The following is a 14597-nucleotide window of genomic DNA, read 5'->3' as shown; positions in this document are numbered from 1 at the left end:
CAACCATGCCCGCAAAGGATGTCGCGCAATTTCGCCAGCAAAATGGGTTTGAGCCTGATGATGAAAAGTCATCGGTCTGGATGGCAACGCTTGGCCCCTATGCCCTGCCGCTGCCGAATTTCCGCTGGCGCCGTGATATATTGGAGCAGCATGATCGGAATCATCTGATCTCAGGCTATGATACCAGTGCCAAGGGTGAATTGCTGGTTGCAGCCTGGGAGATAGGGAGCGGTTGCTATCCGGATATCAGGGCGAGAATGCTGTGCGGCTTTTTGATGATCCTTGGCCTGTTGCGCTATCCCGTTTCGACATGGAGAGCCTTTAGGCTCGGTGCACGACATTTGCGGCAGACTTATGGCTAAACAAATGTCCTACAAGCGCCATCGCTGCTATTCTGGCGTAGGCTCTTTCTATCCGTTGATCTCCCACGACCATTTTCGCCGTTTACGGGCCAATGTGTCACCCTGTCTGGCTGGACGCAAGCTTTTGGCCTAAGCCATTGCCTTGCAACAGGAAAATAGCCGTACTACGCCCAAAAATGCCTCAAAATCACAGGGTGACACCCTGTCACCTTGTGTCACTTTTGGTTGGAATATCTCCGCGCCTCCGTGTCTCCGCGTGCGACTAGGTTCTGCGCGGTCGCGTACGTGGCGGTACATAAGCGTGGTGCAAGTGGTGAACCTCCACCCCGCTGCGACTAACTGCCTTCGCTAAAGCTACGGCGCCAAGTCTCGCTGCACCTCCCCTAAAGGAGGAGGGGGATATTGTCGCACGGTATTATTTTACCCGTCCCAAAAGCCATGGAAATGCTTGACTCACACCGCTCTGCGATGCATTAGCGCGCTTCCCGCGATGCAGGCAGGCCCTGAATCGCGTGCCGCTTTAGCATAAGCGACAGTTTTTCGCACGGGTCAGGCCGCTTGGGTCTGGCCATCATTGGAGGTTTATGGGCCATGAAGGCGCTTACCAAAATGACCAAGCCGGCGCTTCCGGCAGAGGTTGAAAAGAAATGGCATATCATTGATGCCGAAAATCTGGTGGTTGGCCGCGTTGCGGTGATCATCGCTAATATCCTGCGCGGCAAGCACAAGCCGAGCTATACCCCGCATGTCGATTGCGGTGACCATGTCATCGTCATCAATGCCGACAAGGTGAAGTTCACCGGCAACAAGACCAAGGACAAGCGCTATTACAAGCACACCGGTTATCCCGGTGGTATCAAGGAAACCTCTCCTGAGCGTATCTTGGAAGGCCGTTTCCCCGAGCGCGTTCTTGAAAAGGCGGTTGAGCGCATGATCCCGCGTGGTCCGCTGGGCCGCGACCAGATGCGCGCGCTGCATCTCTATAATGGCACCGACCACCCGCATGAGGGCCAGAAGCCCGAGGTGATCGATGTTGCTTCCATGAACCGCAAGAATAAGGTGGGTGCATAATGTCCGATACCCGTCAGTCCCTTTCCGACATCAAGGAAATCGCCGGTGATGCGGTGGCTGAAAATGCCGCTGCTGCCGAAGCTGGTGAAACTGTAACAGCCGAACCTGAAGCCCCGACCATGCCGCTGCGTGAGCAGGAGCTGGATCAATATGGCCGCGCCTATGCCACTGGCCGCCGTAAGGATGCGGTTGCCCGTGTCTGGCTGAAGCCCGGTACCGGCAAGATCACCGTCAATGGCCGTGATCAGACAACCTATTTCGCCCGCCCGACATTGCGTCTGGTGATCAACCAGCCGTTCGCGATCACCGATCGTGCCGGTCAGTATGACATTGTCGCTACCGTCAAAGGTGGTGGTCTCTCGGGGCAAGCCGGTGCGGTGAAGCACGGCATCAGCCAGGCGATCACCAAATATGAGCCGGCTTTGCGCTCCACGGTGAAGGCCGCAGGCTTCCTGACCCGCGATAGCCGTGTGGTCGAGCGTAAGAAATATGGCCGCGCCAAAGCACGCCGGAGCTTCCAGTTCTCCAAGCGTTAATTTCGCAGGCTTTATCGATACGCAAAAAGGCGGGCATCCACTGGGCGGCCCGCCTTTTTCTTTGCTTATTCTCACCGTTAGCCCTGAGTCCTTCGAAGGGTCTATGTCGTTTTACCTTCAAACGTCATTGCGAGCGTAGCGAAGCAATCCAGGGCGTCTCGCGTTGCTCTGGATTGCCGCGTCGCTTCGCTCCTCGCAATGACGAACAATTCAAGTTTGGCCTTGTGCTAACTCAGCAACCTCGCTTCCTTCCACTGACGCGACTGCGCGGCAACGGATCGCTTTGCCTTTGGCGGTGCAATCCCCAAAGCCGCAGGCAAAGCGCTGTCGATATCGCCATGGCGGAAGCGGAAGCCGTTAAACAGCAGCTTGACCGGCAGCGCCTTCTGGCTGGCGAGGAACAGGTCGTCCGCCATCTCGCCAAGCAGCGGTTTCAGCAGCCATGTTGGCAGCGGCATAAAGGCCGGACGCTGCAATATGCGGCCAAAGGCGCGAGCAAAGTCGCGTTGCCGCACCGGATTGGGCGCAACCGCATTGACCGCGCCGCTGACCTCTTTGCGCGCCATGCAGAAGACGATGGCGCGCACCAGATCATCGCGATGGATCCAGCTCATCCACTGCCGCCCATTACCAATCGGGCCGCCTGCGCCAAATTCGAAGGGCAGCAGTAATTGCGCCACAAGCCCACCTTGATGCGCCAGCACCATGCCAATGCGCAGCTTGACGATACGCATGCCGAACAGCGCGAAGCGGTCCGCCAATGCCTCGACCTCGCGGCAGCTCTCCGCCGCAAACCCCTGACCGGAAGTGCTGCCCTCATCGATCACTGCCTCGCCGCTATCGCCATAATAGCCGACCGCGCTGGCAGCGATATAGACAGGCGGGCGGCTGATCTGACGACGGCAAAAGTCGTGCAGTTGCTGCGCCACCTCGGCGCGGCTGTCTAAGATGAGTTGCTTGCGCTTGGCGGTCCACAGCCCGCCTGCGACCGAAGCGCCGGCAAGATTGATGATGGCATCAAAATAGGGGCGGCCATCGGGATGCTCATCGGCGATCCAGTCGAGACTGTTCATCAGCTTGACCGGATGGCGCAGATGGCGGGCGCTGGAGATGCTGCGGGTCAATACACTGACCTCATGCCCGGCATCGACCAGCGCTTCGACCAGACGGCTGCCGACAAAGCCGGTGCCGCCCGCCACCAGAACGCGCTGCTGTGGCGGCAATGCGCTGGCCAGTGCCGCCGGGTCGTCGCCCAGTTCGGCCATGGCATCAAGACGCCGCGCGGCGAACAGATCGCGCAGGCCGAAGATGATCACCGACAGCGCCGAGAGCGCGAGAAAGGTTGCCAGCCATCCCTGCCAGACGAAAGGCAGAGCGCTCGGCAGCTGCGCGGCGGCAAACAGCTTGGGCAGCAACAGCGCCAGCACCACGCCATAGTTGAGCGTCAGCAGCGTATGGGTAACCCGCTCGCTGGCGGGCAGCAGCCGCACCCGGTCTTCTTCGACAAAGTCCACCAAGGTGATGCCCAGCTCAATCACCAGTAATGCCATCAGGGCGATCGCCCAGGCACCAGCAGGGGCGGTCAGGCCGAGCATCAGAAAGACAGCGGCATAGATCAGGTTGCGTACGCCATGCAGTCGCAATTCGAATTGCTGGCCTTTGGACCAGCCCAGTCGCTGCGTCATCTCATGATGAAACAGCGTATCAAACGCGCCCATGAATATCTGCAAAAGCAACAGGGCGATCAAGATCGGATCATTCAGCATGGTGCTTTCTCCTCATCTTCAAACAGGCAGACTTGCTCGATCATCACGCCGAACAAGCGGTGCGAGAGCTTCAGGGTGAAGGCGAAGCGATGCTCGCCTTTTGCGATATGACCGATGCGCAAATCGCCGGGGCTGAGCCAGCGCGGCAGGCGCAATCGCGTGCCGAACAGCATCAGGAAATAATGGTCGCTGATAAAGTCGAGGCTCTGCGCATCCGCCTCCAGCCGCAGGGCAATGCCGATGCCCATGCCGAGATATTCCTCTAGGCCCGTCGGTCCGGCAAAGCGCTTCACCGAATGGATGACCTGGGGGAAACCGGCTTGGCGGCCATATTGGCGCGACCAGATCTGACCGGCAGGGGCACTGCCATGGGCAGGCAGGCTGGTGATGGTCACCGCTGCCGGACCGCAGACTGAAAAGGGCAGAGGCGCGCCGATCAGCCGCGCCGCTTGGGTGATCAGCCAGCCCGCGGCATTGGCCTTCTGCTCCACCACCATGCCGTGATAGCTGATCACGCTGTTGCCCGCTGCACTGCGCGAGAAGCGGCGACGGATGGCGGCGGGCAGACCGAGCCATTTGCCGCGCGGCAAGAGCTGGGCGAAATCGGGGCAGGGCGTCGGGGTGTTGAATCGCGCTTCGGCCTCTTTGCTTTGCGGTGCCGAAACACTATGCTTGTCTTTTATTGCGATATTTCCAGCCATAATCGTTAATCCTGATATTTCCGTATAGAGAGAAATAACTAGTCAAATTTTTTTGCGCCGATAAGCGCCCTTCTCAGTCCGCCTTTTTGCCTTTCGGGATGAATTTCAGCACCTTGCGACCCATTTTAATAAGCCGTGCCAGTGTGCCGGTGGGGATGGTGATCATTTCCGAATACCAGCCATCCATGGTGGTCACAAAATCATGCATCGATTCAATCCGCTCACGCGCGGCAGCCGAAATACGCGGATCATTGGCGGCTTCTTCACGACAGATGCTGAGCGCGGCGACAGCGGGGTCAATCTCGCGCTGCTTGCGGCCCTCGGCAATGCGAGTCATCATCTGCCACAGATCCAGCTCGGCGGTGAAATGGTCGCGCCTGTCACCCATTATCGGCACCCGGCGGATCAGCTTCCAGCCCATCAGTTCCTTGAGCGAATTGGAAGCATTGCTGCGGGCGATAGCAAGCTGATCGCTAATCTCTTCGGCGTGCATTGGCCGCTCGGCGAGATAGAGCAGAGCATGGATCTGTGCCACGGTACGGTTGACGCCCCATTGGCCACCCATCTCGCCCCAATGCAGCACAAACTGCCGCACCGCAGGCGGCAGGCTGTCTTGCTGCGGCGAATCATTCTGTGGTGCGATCTCTGTAATTTCTGTCATGACAGAAATATCTGTCATTGTTGCTGCGTACTGTCAACCCCTGACCCGATTCTATCGCACTGTATCGATGGCCATATCGATCAGTTCTGCGATATTCCGGGCGGCATAAGGTGTCAGATGCTGGTCATCATAATAGATAAAAGCCCCGTCGCGCCGGATGAAGCAGTGGGTTGAGTCGCATAGAACAGCATAGGGATCGATAAATATGATATTGCTGTGCTTGGCTGCCAGCTTGGCCATAGCGCTATTGAAATCCCGCATAAGCCCATGGCGGCGAGGATAGTGGTCCGGGCACTCGGCATCGACATATTGTTGGCAGCGCGCTGGGCCATGTTCCATTGTCTCAAGCGCCGCGCGTGCTGTCGGAACCTGCCCGATGATAATGACTTTTCGGCTTTCCGGCAGATCCTCTATGAAATCCGTGAACCGTTTACGCAGTTCTGAAGCAGCCATGGCATCCTTACCCGCCCCAGAGCTTCCTAGTCGTGTGCCTTTGCTGTCGGCCAGCGGTGCGGTCCAGTCCTGCGCGATGACCAAGACGCGGTCTGGATGCTTCTCCAAAGCGGTCCTCATCGCACGATGATTATCCCGGCATTGCCGGGCTATAGTCCCGCGCACGAGGCTGAAGAGGTCGCCAAAGCCAATACAGCTTGGCGCTCCGAGATAATCAAAACTTGCCTGCCTGTCTCTGGCCCTGGTCAATAGTGCCGCTGCATATTGTTGCGCCTGGCTGTCACCATAGAGAATGATGCCCGCCTCGCGATCTTCATTTTCAGATGCTGCATAATGCATGCGCCAATCATTGCCATTGCCTGCACTGGTGGCGACACCATAGCGGCTTTCATGCGGCAGCTGAGGTGGCATATAGCGGCCCCATAGGCCTATCGCGATAAGCAGGGCCAGAGCAGCCAACGAAAGGCCGAGAAAAGGCAAGGGTGAGCGGCCCTTGAGCAGCGTGTGACGCATTGGCCTTTCAACCAGATAATAGCTGATCCACGCGAGGACCAGGGACAGCAGCAGCAACAGGCAGAGTGTGACTGTGTCGTGGTGAAAGCTTTTGATGCGGTAATAGGCCAGGATCGGCTGGTGCCAGAGATAGGCCCCATAGCTGATCAGCCCTATGGCCACTAATGGGCGAAAACTGAGCCCCTTGCCAACCCAGCTTTGCCGCGTGGCAAACACAATGATCAGTGCGGTGCCGCCCACCGGCATTAGCGCCAGAAGCGAAGGAATGGGCGTTGCGGCGGTAAACAGGAAAATGGAAGCCGCGATCAGGCCGAGTCCGGCTATCGCGGCGGCGTTGATCACTGTCCTGCTCTTTTGGGCTATCTTTTCTCTGCCACCCTGTCGCAGCCACAGCGCGCATATGACTCCCGCTGCGAGTTCCCAGATACGGCTGGGCAGTAAATAGAAATTGGCAGTGGGCCAGACCCGCGCAGCATATTCGGCCCAACCCAGGCTGGCACCGGCAATCACGATTATCAGTGGTAACAGCCAGTCACGGCGAAAGCGCAGCACCAGCAACAACAAAAGCGGGAAGAGAATATAATATTGCTCTTCCACCGCCAAAGACCATGTGTGCAGCAGCGGCTTTTCTTCGGATAGTCCGGCAAAATAGCCATCCTGCAGCCAGAACAATATATTGCTGGCAAATAATGCGACCGCGACCAGGCTTTCCGAATAATTATCCCATTGGCTGCCGAGCATCCAGAAATAGGATGGCGGCAAAGTCGCGACGATGACCAGCAGCAAGGCCGGCAAAATCCGCCGCGCGCGCCGCTCATAGAAGCGCAGCAGCGAGAACTGGCCCTGCTCCGCCTCGTTGATGATGATCGAGGTGATCAGATAGCCGGAGATGACGAAGAAGATGTCGACCCCGACATAGCCGCCGGAAAAGGCTGCAAAACCGGCATGAAACAGCATGACCGGTAAGACAGCCAGCGCGCGCAGGCCATCTATCTCCGGTCTATAGGCAATGGCGGTCATATGACGGCCAATCGCAAAACATGGTTAATAAAGCGATAGGCAAGTGCTGTTTGCACATATTTTCATCAGGCGTTCACCCCGAACAGCCCGGTAATATCCTCACGCACACGCAGCAGTTTTTGTGTCTGCCGATCAAGCAAGGCCCAGCTGGTGACCGCTTGGACGATGGTCTTGCCTTGCGCATTGTCAAAGGCGACATTGCGGTTGAACCGCGCGCCGCGTGGTGGTTCGGATATCCATGTCCGCCCGGTGACGCTTTCGCCGAGCGCGATATTGCCGCGATAATCAATCTCGTGCCGCGTCACCATCCAGATATAGCGCTGGTGCATCTCTTCTGGCGCAATGCTGCCCCAATGCGCGGTGGCGATATCCTGAATCCACTGTACCCACACGGCGTTGTTGACATGGCCAAGCTCGTCAATGTGTTGCGATTGGGCCGTGAAGGCGAGGGTGAAAGGAGTCATAGGCTTGCGACTATGGTTTCCATCGGCAGAAATAAAGTGCGTTCTTGGCCCGGCATCGAAAGAAATTCTGCGCAGGAGAGATAGAAGTCGCGCGCTGCATCGTCTTTGGCCTGCACCAATATGGCGGCGATGCCAATGCTGCGCGAGGCCAGAGCCATGCGGCGCAGCCCATCGGCCAGCATATCTTTGCCCAATCCCTGCCCCTGAAATGACTGGTCAACCGCCAGTCGCCCCAGGATGGCAACGGGTATCGGGTCGGGCGCATTGCGCTTCAACCGCGAGGGCGCTGCCTCGCGCTGCACCGATCCTGCCGCTACGGCATAATAGCCGACAACACGCCTCTCCGAACACACAATATAGGTGCGCGAGAAACGGCTTTCATTCTTTAGCGCCTTTTGCCTGAGCCACTGGTTAAGTGCCAGGTCGCCACAGTCAAAAGCGGACAGATCATCTTCTGCCGAGAGAGGGCGCGGCGCGGAAACCATGCCGGACGGTCAGCTTTGCTCCCATGCGGGCTTGCGCTTGAGCAACGCGCGCAGCTTGGTGCCCGGTGGCGCTGGATTGTCCAGCGCTTCGGTAAAAGCAGCATGGCCATCACTATCAAGCGCAAAAAGCTGTTGATCCAGGGTGACATCAATCGCCTTTAGCCGCGCGCTTTCGACCATAAATTCGGTGCGCGTCTTGCCCAGCATCGCCGCCGCTGTATCAATCATATCGCGCGTCTGTGTCTCAATCCGCAGATTGATCGTGCTCTTGCTGGTGGAGGATGGTTCGGCCTGTTGCATACCTTGTATATGCAGTTGCGTATATACAATGTCAATACAGTGAAATGTGAGCCTGATATCTGATATCTGCGATAAGCAATGCAGTCGCCAGAAAGAGTACCGCCATATAAATAGGAACCGGCAAGAGCAGCTGCCATTGCCGATTCCTTTTGATCGCGATTCTTGTGATCACAAGCGCGGTCAGTGAGAGGATAATGAGAGCCAGATAACCGATCATGATTCGGGACGATACTGGCCTGCTCTAACTCTTACTCCGCCATCTCCATCTGCCACAGGATAAACGCAAACTCCTCCGCCGTCTCATAGAGCGAGTCAAAACGCCCTGACTTGCCGCCATGGCCTGCGCCCATATTGGTTTTTAAGAGCAGCATATTGTCGTCGGTCTTGGTGTTGCGCAGCTTGGCGACCCATTTGGCGGGTTCCCAATAGGTGACGCGCGGATCGTTGAGGCCGGCGGTGACCAGCAGCGGCGGGTAATTCTGCGCCGATACCTGATCATAGGGGCTGTAGGAGCGGATAAATTCGAAATCCTCCTTGCTTGTGATCGGATTGCCCCATTCGGGCCATTCGCCCGGGGTCAGTGGCAGGCTCTCATCCATCATCGTGTTGAGCACATCGACGAACGGCACATGCGCCGCCACTGCGCCCCAGATTTCCGGGTCGCTGTTGACGATTGCCCCCATCAGCTCCCCGCCGGCCGAGCCGCCACTGGCGGTGATGCGGCCGAGTGCGGTATAGTTTTTCGCCGCCAGTCCGCGGGCAACATCGACAAAGTCGTTAAAGGTATTGGTGCGCGCCTTCAGCTTGCCGTCGAGATACCATTGGCGGCCCAGATCATCGCCGCCGCGAATATGGGCGATGGCATAGACAAAGCCGCGATCGACAAGGCTGAGTCTTGTGGTCGAGAAATTGGGCGGCACGGCATAGCCATAGGCGCCATAGGCATAGAGATGCAGCGGCGCGCCGCCGTCGAGTTTGGTGTCCTTGTGATAGACCAGAGAGACCGGCACCATCGCGCCATCGCGTGCTTCAATGGTGACGCGCTCGGTGCGATATTCCGCGGCATCATAGCCCGAGGGGATTTCCTGCACCTTCAGCGTTTCGAGCGTCTTTGCCGCGACATCATAGTCATAAACAGTGTCGGGCGTGACCATCGACTCATAGCCAAGCCGCAGCTTGGTGACATCCCATTCGGGATTATTGCTTGTCCCGGCATTATAGCTCGCCTCGGGGAACTGGATCGGCTCGACCCGGTCTGGGTCATCATAATAGCGGATTTCCACCTGATCGAGACCGTCACGGCGGCCTTCGATGACGTAGAAGTCCTTATAGGCCTCCATGCCGGTCATATAGAAGGCGTCGGAGCCCGCGATCAGCGTTGCCCATTCGCCGGGATTGTCGATGCTGGCGGTGGCGAGGCGGAAATTGATATGCTCGTCATTGCTGTGAATATAGAGCGTGCCATCGCGCTCCTCGACCGAATATTCGCGACCCTTTTTGCGCGGGGCGACCAATATCGGCTCGGCGGTAGGATTATCGGCGGGCACCAGCCGCACTTCGCTGGTCTCATTGTCCCCGGTGGCGATGACGATATATTTCTCGTTCGATGTGGTGCCTATGCCGACGCGATAGCCCTCATCGCTCTCCTTATAGAGCTCGACATCATCCTCCACCGGGGTACCGAGCACATGCAGCCGCGCATTGTCGGTGCGCCAATTCTCATTGGCGAGACCATAGAGCAGAGCGCCCGAGTCAGCGCGCCAGATCAGGCTGGACAGCGTGCCGGGGATGGTGTCGGGAAGCAGTTCGCCGGTGCGCAGATCCTTGATCCGGGCATCAAACCGCTCCGAGCCATTGTCATCGGCGGCATAGGCGAGCAGATTGCCATCGGGGCTGACCGAAAACGCGCCGAGACGGAAATATTCCTTGTCTTTGGCCAGTTCTGTTTCGTCAAGGATCAGCACCTTGTCGCCGCCCGAAACCGGCTTGCGATACCATTTGCGATATTGCGCGCCTTCCTCAAATTCGGTCCAATATATCCAGTCGCCATCCTTTTGCGGCACCGAGCTGTCGTCTTCCTTGATCCGGCCCTTCATCTCGGCAAACAGCGTGTCGATCAGCGGCTTGTGCGCCGCCATATTTTGCTCGAACCAGGCATTTTCTGCTTTGAGATAGTCCAGGACATCTTCGTCGTCGACCTTGGGATAGCTCTGATCCTTCAGCCAGAAATACGGGTCCTCCACGGTGATGCCATGGGCTTCAAAACTATAGGGACGCTGTTCGGCCATTGGCGGTTGCGACATGGGGGTGACTTTCTCTTCTTGTGCAGTGTCCTGAGCAGACGCGATGCCGGGTGTCAGCAAGGCAGCCGCCAGAGTGAGGGGAATAAGTGTAAGACGCATGATGATCTCCATCGGGAGCATTTGGGAATGAATGGGCCAGCGCTGGAGGTACTGGCGCAATCAGGATGGGGCGACTATGTTGAAGCCAACAGGCTTTTGCAAGGGAGAACCATCATGCTCATGTCCACCCATGAGGCGCGGCTGGCGGCACTGCGCGAGCAGATGAAGAAACAGGAACTGACCGGCTTTATCGTGCCGATCTGCGATGAGCATATGTCGGAATATATCGGCAACTATGCCCAGCGGCTCGAATGGCTGACCGGCTTTGGCGGTTCGGCGGGAACCGCGGTGGTGATGGCCGAGAGCGCGGCGATCTTCACCGATGGCCGCTATACCATACAGGTGCGCGATCAGGTTGATGGCCGCCATTATGATTATGTCGGTATCGCTGACCAGTCTGTGACCGCATGGCTCGGCGATCATGCGCGTGAGGGCGATGTCATTGGCTATGATGCCTGGCTGCATACCCGCGCTTTTGTGACCGCGCTGGAAAAGGCGCTGGCGAAAAAGGGCGCCAGGGCGGTTGCGGTGGAGAGCAACCCAATTGATGCGGTCTGGGCCGATCAGCCGGAACGTTCTGACGCGCCGATGGTGGTCCATCCCGCCGAATTTGCCGGCAAGTCCGCCGAGGACAAGCGTAACGATGTTGCCGAATGGCTCAAGACAGAGGGCCATGATGCGGTGATTGTCTCGGCGCTCGATTCGGTGGCGTGGCTGTTCAATGTCCGTGGTGATGATGTACTGCATACGCCGGTGGCATTGTCCTATGCCCTGGTGCATCAGGATGGCAGTGCCGATCTGTTTGTCGCGCCGAAAAAGCTGACCGATGCGGTACGCGCGCATCTCGGCAACAAGGTCGCCGTGCATGATTATGTGGCTTTCCCTTCGGCCTTGGCAGAGCTGACGGGTAAATCGGTAGCGGTGGACCCGGAGCGGGCGGTCGCGGCGATTTTCCAGACGCTTACCGATGCAGGCGCGCAGATTAGCGAGAAGCGTGACCCGACAGTGCTGGCCAAGGCGGTCAAGAATGACACGGAAGTTTCTGGCCATCGCTCGGCGCAGGCACGTGATGGGGCGGCGCTGAGCCGATTCCTGCACTGGTTCTCGGTGGAAGCCCCCAAAGGTGGACAGGATGAACTGTCGGTCGCGGCCAGATTACAGCAATTCCGCGAAGATACCGGCGCGCTGAAAGACCTCAGCTTTGACACCATTTCCGGTGCGTCCTCCAATGGCGCTATCTGCCATTATCGCGTGAGCGAAGAAACCAATCTACCGATCACGATGAACAGCCTTTATCTGGTCGATTCGGGCGGGCAATATCTCGACGGCACCACCGATGTTACCCGCACCATGGCAGTGGGCGAACCGACCGCAGAAATGCGCAAGCGCTTTACCCAGGTGCTGCAGGGGCATATCGCGCTCGCCTGCGCCATCTTCCCCAAGGGCACCACAGGCGGCCAGCTCGATGCATTGGCGCGGCAATATCTCTGGGCCGATGGCGTCGACTATGCCCATGGCACCGGCCATGGTGTCGGCAGCTATCTCGGCGTACATGAGGGGCCTCAGCGCATCGCCAGCTTTGGCGGTATGAATGAGCCATTGGTGCCGGGCATGATTTGCTCCAATGAGCCCGGCTATTACAAGACCGATGAATATGGCATCCGTATTGAAAACTTGGTGCTGGTCGAGGAGCGCGCAGTCGAAGGCGCGGAGCAGTCGATGCTCGGCTTTGATACGCTCACCTTCGCGCCGATTGACCGCACTCTGATCGAGGTCGTGATGCTCAGCAAGGCACAACTCGGCTGGGTCAATCGCTATCACAAGAAGGTGATGCAAGTGGTCGGACCGCAGCTCGAAGGCGAGGCGCTCGCGTGGCTTACCGCTGCCTGTGCACCTTTGGGCGAATGATCCAAAATCACGCTTGACCGAATCACTTTGTTCTATCAATGTTCCGTCTGATTTTCATACTTAGAGGAGGACGGACACGATGATCGGATATGTAACACTCGGCACCAAAGACATTGCGCGCGGCGCGAAATTCTATGATGCCATCGCCAAAGAACTGGGCTTTGGCCGGATGATGGATGAAGAGAATTTCATCGCCTGGGGCGATATGGCAAGCCCTGGTGCGGGTATCTCGATCACCAAGCCTTTTGACGGCAATGAAGCGACGGTCGGCAATGGCGTGATGGTGGCGTTGCTGGCCAAAGACCCGGATCAGGTAAAGCGCGTCTATGACATTGCGATTGCCGAGGGCGGCAGTGATGAAGGCGCACCGGGGGATCGTGGTGGCGGCTTTTATGCCGGCTATTTCCGTGATTTGGATGGCAACAAGCTCAACGCCTTCTGCATGACTGCGCCGCCGGCCGAGTAAGTGCCCTTTTGATCGGTTGACATGGAAAGACAGGCGCGCGAATTGTCGATGATGAACAATGATGATCCGCGCGCCGGTTTCCGGCTGATCCACCCCCTGCGTGTGCGCTATAATGAGGCGGATATGCAGGGCATAGTGTTTAACGCCAATTATCTGGTCTATGCCGATATTGGCATTACCGCCTATTTCCGCGCGCTGGCAGAGGCGACCTTCCCCGAGGAGACCAGCCTGCATGCCGCCGATTTTCTCGGCCATTTTGGCGGCGATTGCTGGGTACGCCATGCCGATGTCGATTTCCGTGCCCCGGCCCATGCCGATGAGATGCTCGATGTCGCGCTGCGTATCACCCGTTTCGGCCGCACCAGCTTTTCGACATTGGTGCATATCATCCGCGATGGCACGCTGCTCAATGCGGTCAAGCTGACGCAAGTCTGGTTTGATCGCGAGACGGAGAAAGTCTCACCGGTGGCCGAAGGCTTTATCGAGGCGGTCAATGCCTTTGAGACTATCAGCCCAACGCGCGAGGGCGCGGCTTAGCCTTCACCATCATCTTTCATAGCCCGGCTCTGCGCCTTGCGACGGCGCAGATTTTCCCGCAACTGCGCCGCCAGACGTTCCTCGCGGCTCATAGGCTTGTCCTTGCCCTCAGCGCCTTTTCCGCCAGATTTGCTGTTCGCACTCATGCGGATTTCCCTGCCATGCACAAAAGCCAAGCGCAACATGCTTGACAAATGCCGCCCCGCTTCGCATAGGCGCGCTCTGCCGTTAACGCCGCGTTTCAACTAGCGGGCTATATGACGCGCAAAGACAAATGGTTGGCTGCTGTAGCTCAGTGGTAGAGCGCATCCTTGGTAAGGCTGAGGTCGAGAGTTCAATTCTCTCCAGCAGCACCATTTCTTCTCCTGACATTGCGAATTCTTCCGCCCTGCGCCACTATGCGTATCAGTATTCCGGTTGATCCGACAGGAGCACAATATGCGTTTGCCATCACGATTCACGGCCCGCCTGATGGCCCTGTCCATTTTAGTGACAGGGATTGCCACAACTGCCTCGGCCCAACTCATGACCGAGCGCGGGATTGATGCGGCGTCGGCGCAGACGGTGCTGCAGGGCTGCTTTGCCGATGCCGAGGCGAAGCAGCAGCGCTTTTCCATCATCGTTGTCGATAGCGGCGGCCATCTGGTCGCGGCTTTGCGGATGCAGGGCGCGCGTCCGGGTAATACCGCCTTTGCCACTGAAAAGGCCAAGGCGGCCGCGCTCTGGGGCTTTGCCACATCGCGTATGGAACGCAGCGCCGAAAATCTGCCGGGCTTTGCCGATGCGCCTGCGGTGGTAACCGTAGCCGGTGGTGTGCCGATCTACAGCGCCGATGGAAAGCAGATATTGGGCGCAATCGGTGTGTCCGGCGGTGCTCCTTCGGCTGATGAAGCCTGCGCCAAGGCGGGCATCACAGCGGCGGGGCTACAGGCGGAACGGGTGCGCTAGATCC

At 58.0% G+C, this 14597-nt stretch carries 16 protein-coding genes and 1 tRNA gene; 8 read left to right on the top strand and 9 right to left on the bottom strand.

Annotated features, from left to right (window positions below):
* The first annotated feature begins 5 nt into the window (after window positions 1-5).
* From RB602_RS00855 to rpsI, 3 genes are all read left to right on the top strand, one after another.
* Window positions 6-362 (top strand): hypothetical protein, encoded by a 357-nt coding sequence (locus RB602_RS00855; RefSeq protein WP_317082083.1) that lies wholly within the window; start codon window positions 6-8, stop codon window positions 360-362.
* A 591-nt stretch (window positions 363-953) separates the two neighbouring features.
* Window positions 954-1433 carry a 50S ribosomal protein L13 gene (gene rplM, locus RB602_RS00850; RefSeq protein ID WP_317082081.1) on the top strand — a complete coding sequence of 160 codons (480 nt, stop codon included), beginning with the start codon at window positions 954-956 and terminating at the stop codon, window positions 1431-1433.
* Window positions 1433-1969 carry a 30S ribosomal protein S9 gene (rpsI, locus tag RB602_RS00845; protein WP_317082079.1) on the top strand — a complete coding sequence of 179 codons (537 nt, stop codon included), beginning with the start codon at window positions 1433-1435 and terminating at the stop codon, window positions 1967-1969. Before rplM ends, rpsI begins: the two co-directional genes overlap by 1 nt.
* Window positions 1970-2196: 227 nt before the next feature.
* On the opposite strand, the gene RB602_RS00840 is transcribed toward rpsI, so the two are convergent.
* From RB602_RS00840 to RB602_RS00805, 8 genes are all read right to left on the bottom strand, one after another.
* The gene (locus RB602_RS00840; RefSeq protein ID WP_317082077.1) at window positions 2197-3735 is read right to left on the bottom strand and encodes a TIGR01777 family oxidoreductase; all 1539 of its coding nucleotides are present in this window, start codon (window positions 3733-3735) and stop codon (window positions 2197-2199) included.
* Window positions 3729-4436: a DUF4166 domain-containing protein gene (locus RB602_RS00835; protein WP_317082076.1), complete on the bottom strand. Its 708-nt coding sequence runs from the start codon at window positions 4434-4436 to the stop codon at window positions 3729-3731. The genes RB602_RS00840 and RB602_RS00835 overlap by 7 nt, the downstream gene beginning before the upstream one ends.
* 73 nt (window positions 4437-4509) lie before the next feature.
* Complete coding sequence (locus RB602_RS00830; RefSeq protein WP_317082074.1) at window positions 4510-5097, bottom strand: GbsR/MarR family transcriptional regulator; 588 nt, start codon at window positions 5095-5097, stop codon at window positions 4510-4512.
* Window positions 5098-5148: 51 nt separating this feature from the next.
* The gene (locus RB602_RS00825; RefSeq protein ID WP_317082072.1) at window positions 5149-7083 is read right to left on the bottom strand and encodes an acyltransferase family protein; all 1935 of its coding nucleotides are present in this window, start codon (window positions 7081-7083) and stop codon (window positions 5149-5151) included.
* Window positions 7084-7148: 65 nt separating this feature from the next.
* Window positions 7149-7547 (bottom strand): acyl-CoA thioesterase, encoded by a 399-nt coding sequence (locus RB602_RS00820; RefSeq protein ID WP_317082070.1) that lies wholly within the window; start codon window positions 7545-7547, stop codon window positions 7149-7151.
* Window positions 7544-8032 (bottom strand): GNAT family N-acetyltransferase, encoded by a 489-nt coding sequence (locus tag RB602_RS00815; protein ID WP_317082068.1) that lies wholly within the window; start codon window positions 8030-8032, stop codon window positions 7544-7546. The genes RB602_RS00820 and RB602_RS00815 overlap by 4 nt, the downstream gene beginning before the upstream one ends.
* 9 nt (window positions 8033-8041) lie before the next feature.
* Window positions 8042-8332, bottom strand: coding sequence for a type II toxin-antitoxin system TacA family antitoxin (locus RB602_RS00810; protein ID WP_317082067.1), 291 nt, complete (start codon window positions 8330-8332; stop codon window positions 8042-8044).
* A 248-nt stretch (window positions 8333-8580) separates the two neighbouring features.
* On the bottom strand, window positions 8581-10734 hold the full coding sequence (locus RB602_RS00805) for a S9 family peptidase (protein ID WP_406568379.1): 2154 nt from the start codon (window positions 10732-10734) through the stop codon (window positions 8581-8583).
* 120 nt (window positions 10735-10854) lie between these two features.
* Between RB602_RS00805 and RB602_RS00800 the strand changes: the two genes are divergently transcribed.
* The 3 genes from RB602_RS00800 to RB602_RS00790 all read left to right on the top strand — a co-directional run bounded on the left by RB602_RS00800 (window position 10855) and on the right by RB602_RS00790 (window position 13645).
* A complete protein-coding gene (locus RB602_RS00800; protein WP_317084604.1) occupies window positions 10855-12642 on the top strand; it encodes an aminopeptidase P family protein in 1788 nt (595 codons plus the stop codon).
* 79 nt (window positions 12643-12721) lie between these two features.
* Window positions 12722-13108 (top strand): VOC family protein, encoded by a 387-nt coding sequence (locus RB602_RS00795; protein ID WP_317082066.1) that lies wholly within the window; start codon window positions 12722-12724, stop codon window positions 13106-13108.
* 21 nt (window positions 13109-13129) lie between these two features.
* Window positions 13130-13645, top strand: coding sequence for an acyl-CoA thioesterase (locus RB602_RS00790; RefSeq protein ID WP_317082064.1), 516 nt, complete (start codon window positions 13130-13132; stop codon window positions 13643-13645).
* On the opposite strand, the gene RB602_RS00785 is transcribed toward RB602_RS00790, so the two are convergent.
* On the bottom strand, window positions 13642-13791 hold the full coding sequence (locus RB602_RS00785; RefSeq protein WP_317082062.1) for a hypothetical protein: 150 nt from the start codon (window positions 13789-13791) through the stop codon (window positions 13642-13644). The genes RB602_RS00790 and RB602_RS00785 overlap by 4 nt on opposite strands.
* 135 nt (window positions 13792-13926) lie before the next feature.
* Between RB602_RS00785 and RB602_RS00780 the strand changes: the two genes are divergently transcribed.
* Window positions 13927-14001 (top strand) — tRNA-Thr (locus tag RB602_RS00780).
* A gap of 82 nt (window positions 14002-14083) precedes the next feature.
* A complete protein-coding gene (locus RB602_RS00775; RefSeq protein ID WP_317082060.1) occupies window positions 14084-14593 on the top strand; it encodes a GlcG/HbpS family heme-binding protein in 510 nt (169 codons plus the stop codon).
* Window positions 14594-14597: the final 4 nt, after the last annotated feature.

Origin of the sequence: Parasphingorhabdus sp. SCSIO 66989, from assembly GCF_032852305.1 — a bacterium.
In the GTDB taxonomy this organism is placed as follows: Bacteria; Pseudomonadota; Alphaproteobacteria; order Sphingomonadales; family Sphingomonadaceae; genus Alterisphingorhabdus; species Alterisphingorhabdus coralli.
Note: the sequence above shows the minus strand (reverse complement) of the source record. Positions and strands in the feature narration are given on the sequence as shown.

Coding starts and splice junctions, on each gene's coding strand:
- RB602_RS00790 (WP_317082064.1), top strand. CDS start 13,130: ATGGAAAGACAGGCGCGCGAATTGTCGATGATGAACAATGATGATCCG.
- RB602_RS00855 (WP_317082083.1), top strand. CDS start 6: ATGCCCGCAAAGGATGTCGCGCAATTTCGCCAGCAAAATGGGTTTGAG.
- RB602_RS00835 (WP_317082076.1), bottom strand. CDS start 4,436: ATGGCTGGAAATATCGCAATAAAAGACAAGCATAGTGTTTCGGCACCG.
- RB602_RS00785 (WP_317082062.1), bottom strand. CDS start 13,791: ATGAGTGCGAACAGCAAATCTGGCGGAAAAGGCGCTGAGGGCAAGGAC.
- RB602_RS00810 (WP_317082067.1), bottom strand. CDS start 8,332: ATGCAACAGGCCGAACCATCCTCCACCAGCAAGAGCACGATCAATCTG.
- RB602_RS00820 (WP_317082070.1), bottom strand. CDS start 7,547: ATGACTCCTTTCACCCTCGCCTTCACGGCCCAATCGCAACACATTGAC.
- RB602_RS00795 (WP_317082066.1), top strand. CDS start 12,722: ATGATCGGATATGTAACACTCGGCACCAAAGACATTGCGCGCGGCGCG.
- rpsI (WP_317082079.1), top strand. CDS start 1,433: ATGTCCGATACCCGTCAGTCCCTTTCCGACATCAAGGAAATCGCCGGT.
- RB602_RS00800 (WP_317084604.1), top strand. CDS start 10,855: ATGTCCACCCATGAGGCGCGGCTGGCGGCACTGCGCGAGCAGATGAAG.
- RB602_RS00830 (WP_317082074.1), bottom strand. CDS start 5,097: ATGACAGAAATTACAGAGATCGCACCACAGAATGATTCGCCGCAGCAA.
- RB602_RS00805 (WP_406568379.1), bottom strand. CDS start 10,734: ATGCGTCTTACACTTATTCCCCTCACTCTGGCGGCTGCCTTGCTGACA.
- RB602_RS00825 (WP_317082072.1), bottom strand. CDS start 7,083: ATGACCGCCATTGCCTATAGACCGGAGATAGATGGCCTGCGCGCGCTG.
- rplM (WP_317082081.1), top strand. CDS start 954: ATGAAGGCGCTTACCAAAATGACCAAGCCGGCGCTTCCGGCAGAGGTT.
- RB602_RS00840 (WP_317082077.1), bottom strand. CDS start 3,735: ATGCTGAATGATCCGATCTTGATCGCCCTGTTGCTTTTGCAGATATTC.
- RB602_RS00815 (WP_317082068.1), bottom strand. CDS start 8,032: ATGGTTTCCGCGCCGCGCCCTCTCTCGGCAGAAGATGATCTGTCCGCT.
- RB602_RS00775 (WP_317082060.1), top strand. CDS start 14,084: ATGCGTTTGCCATCACGATTCACGGCCCGCCTGATGGCCCTGTCCATT.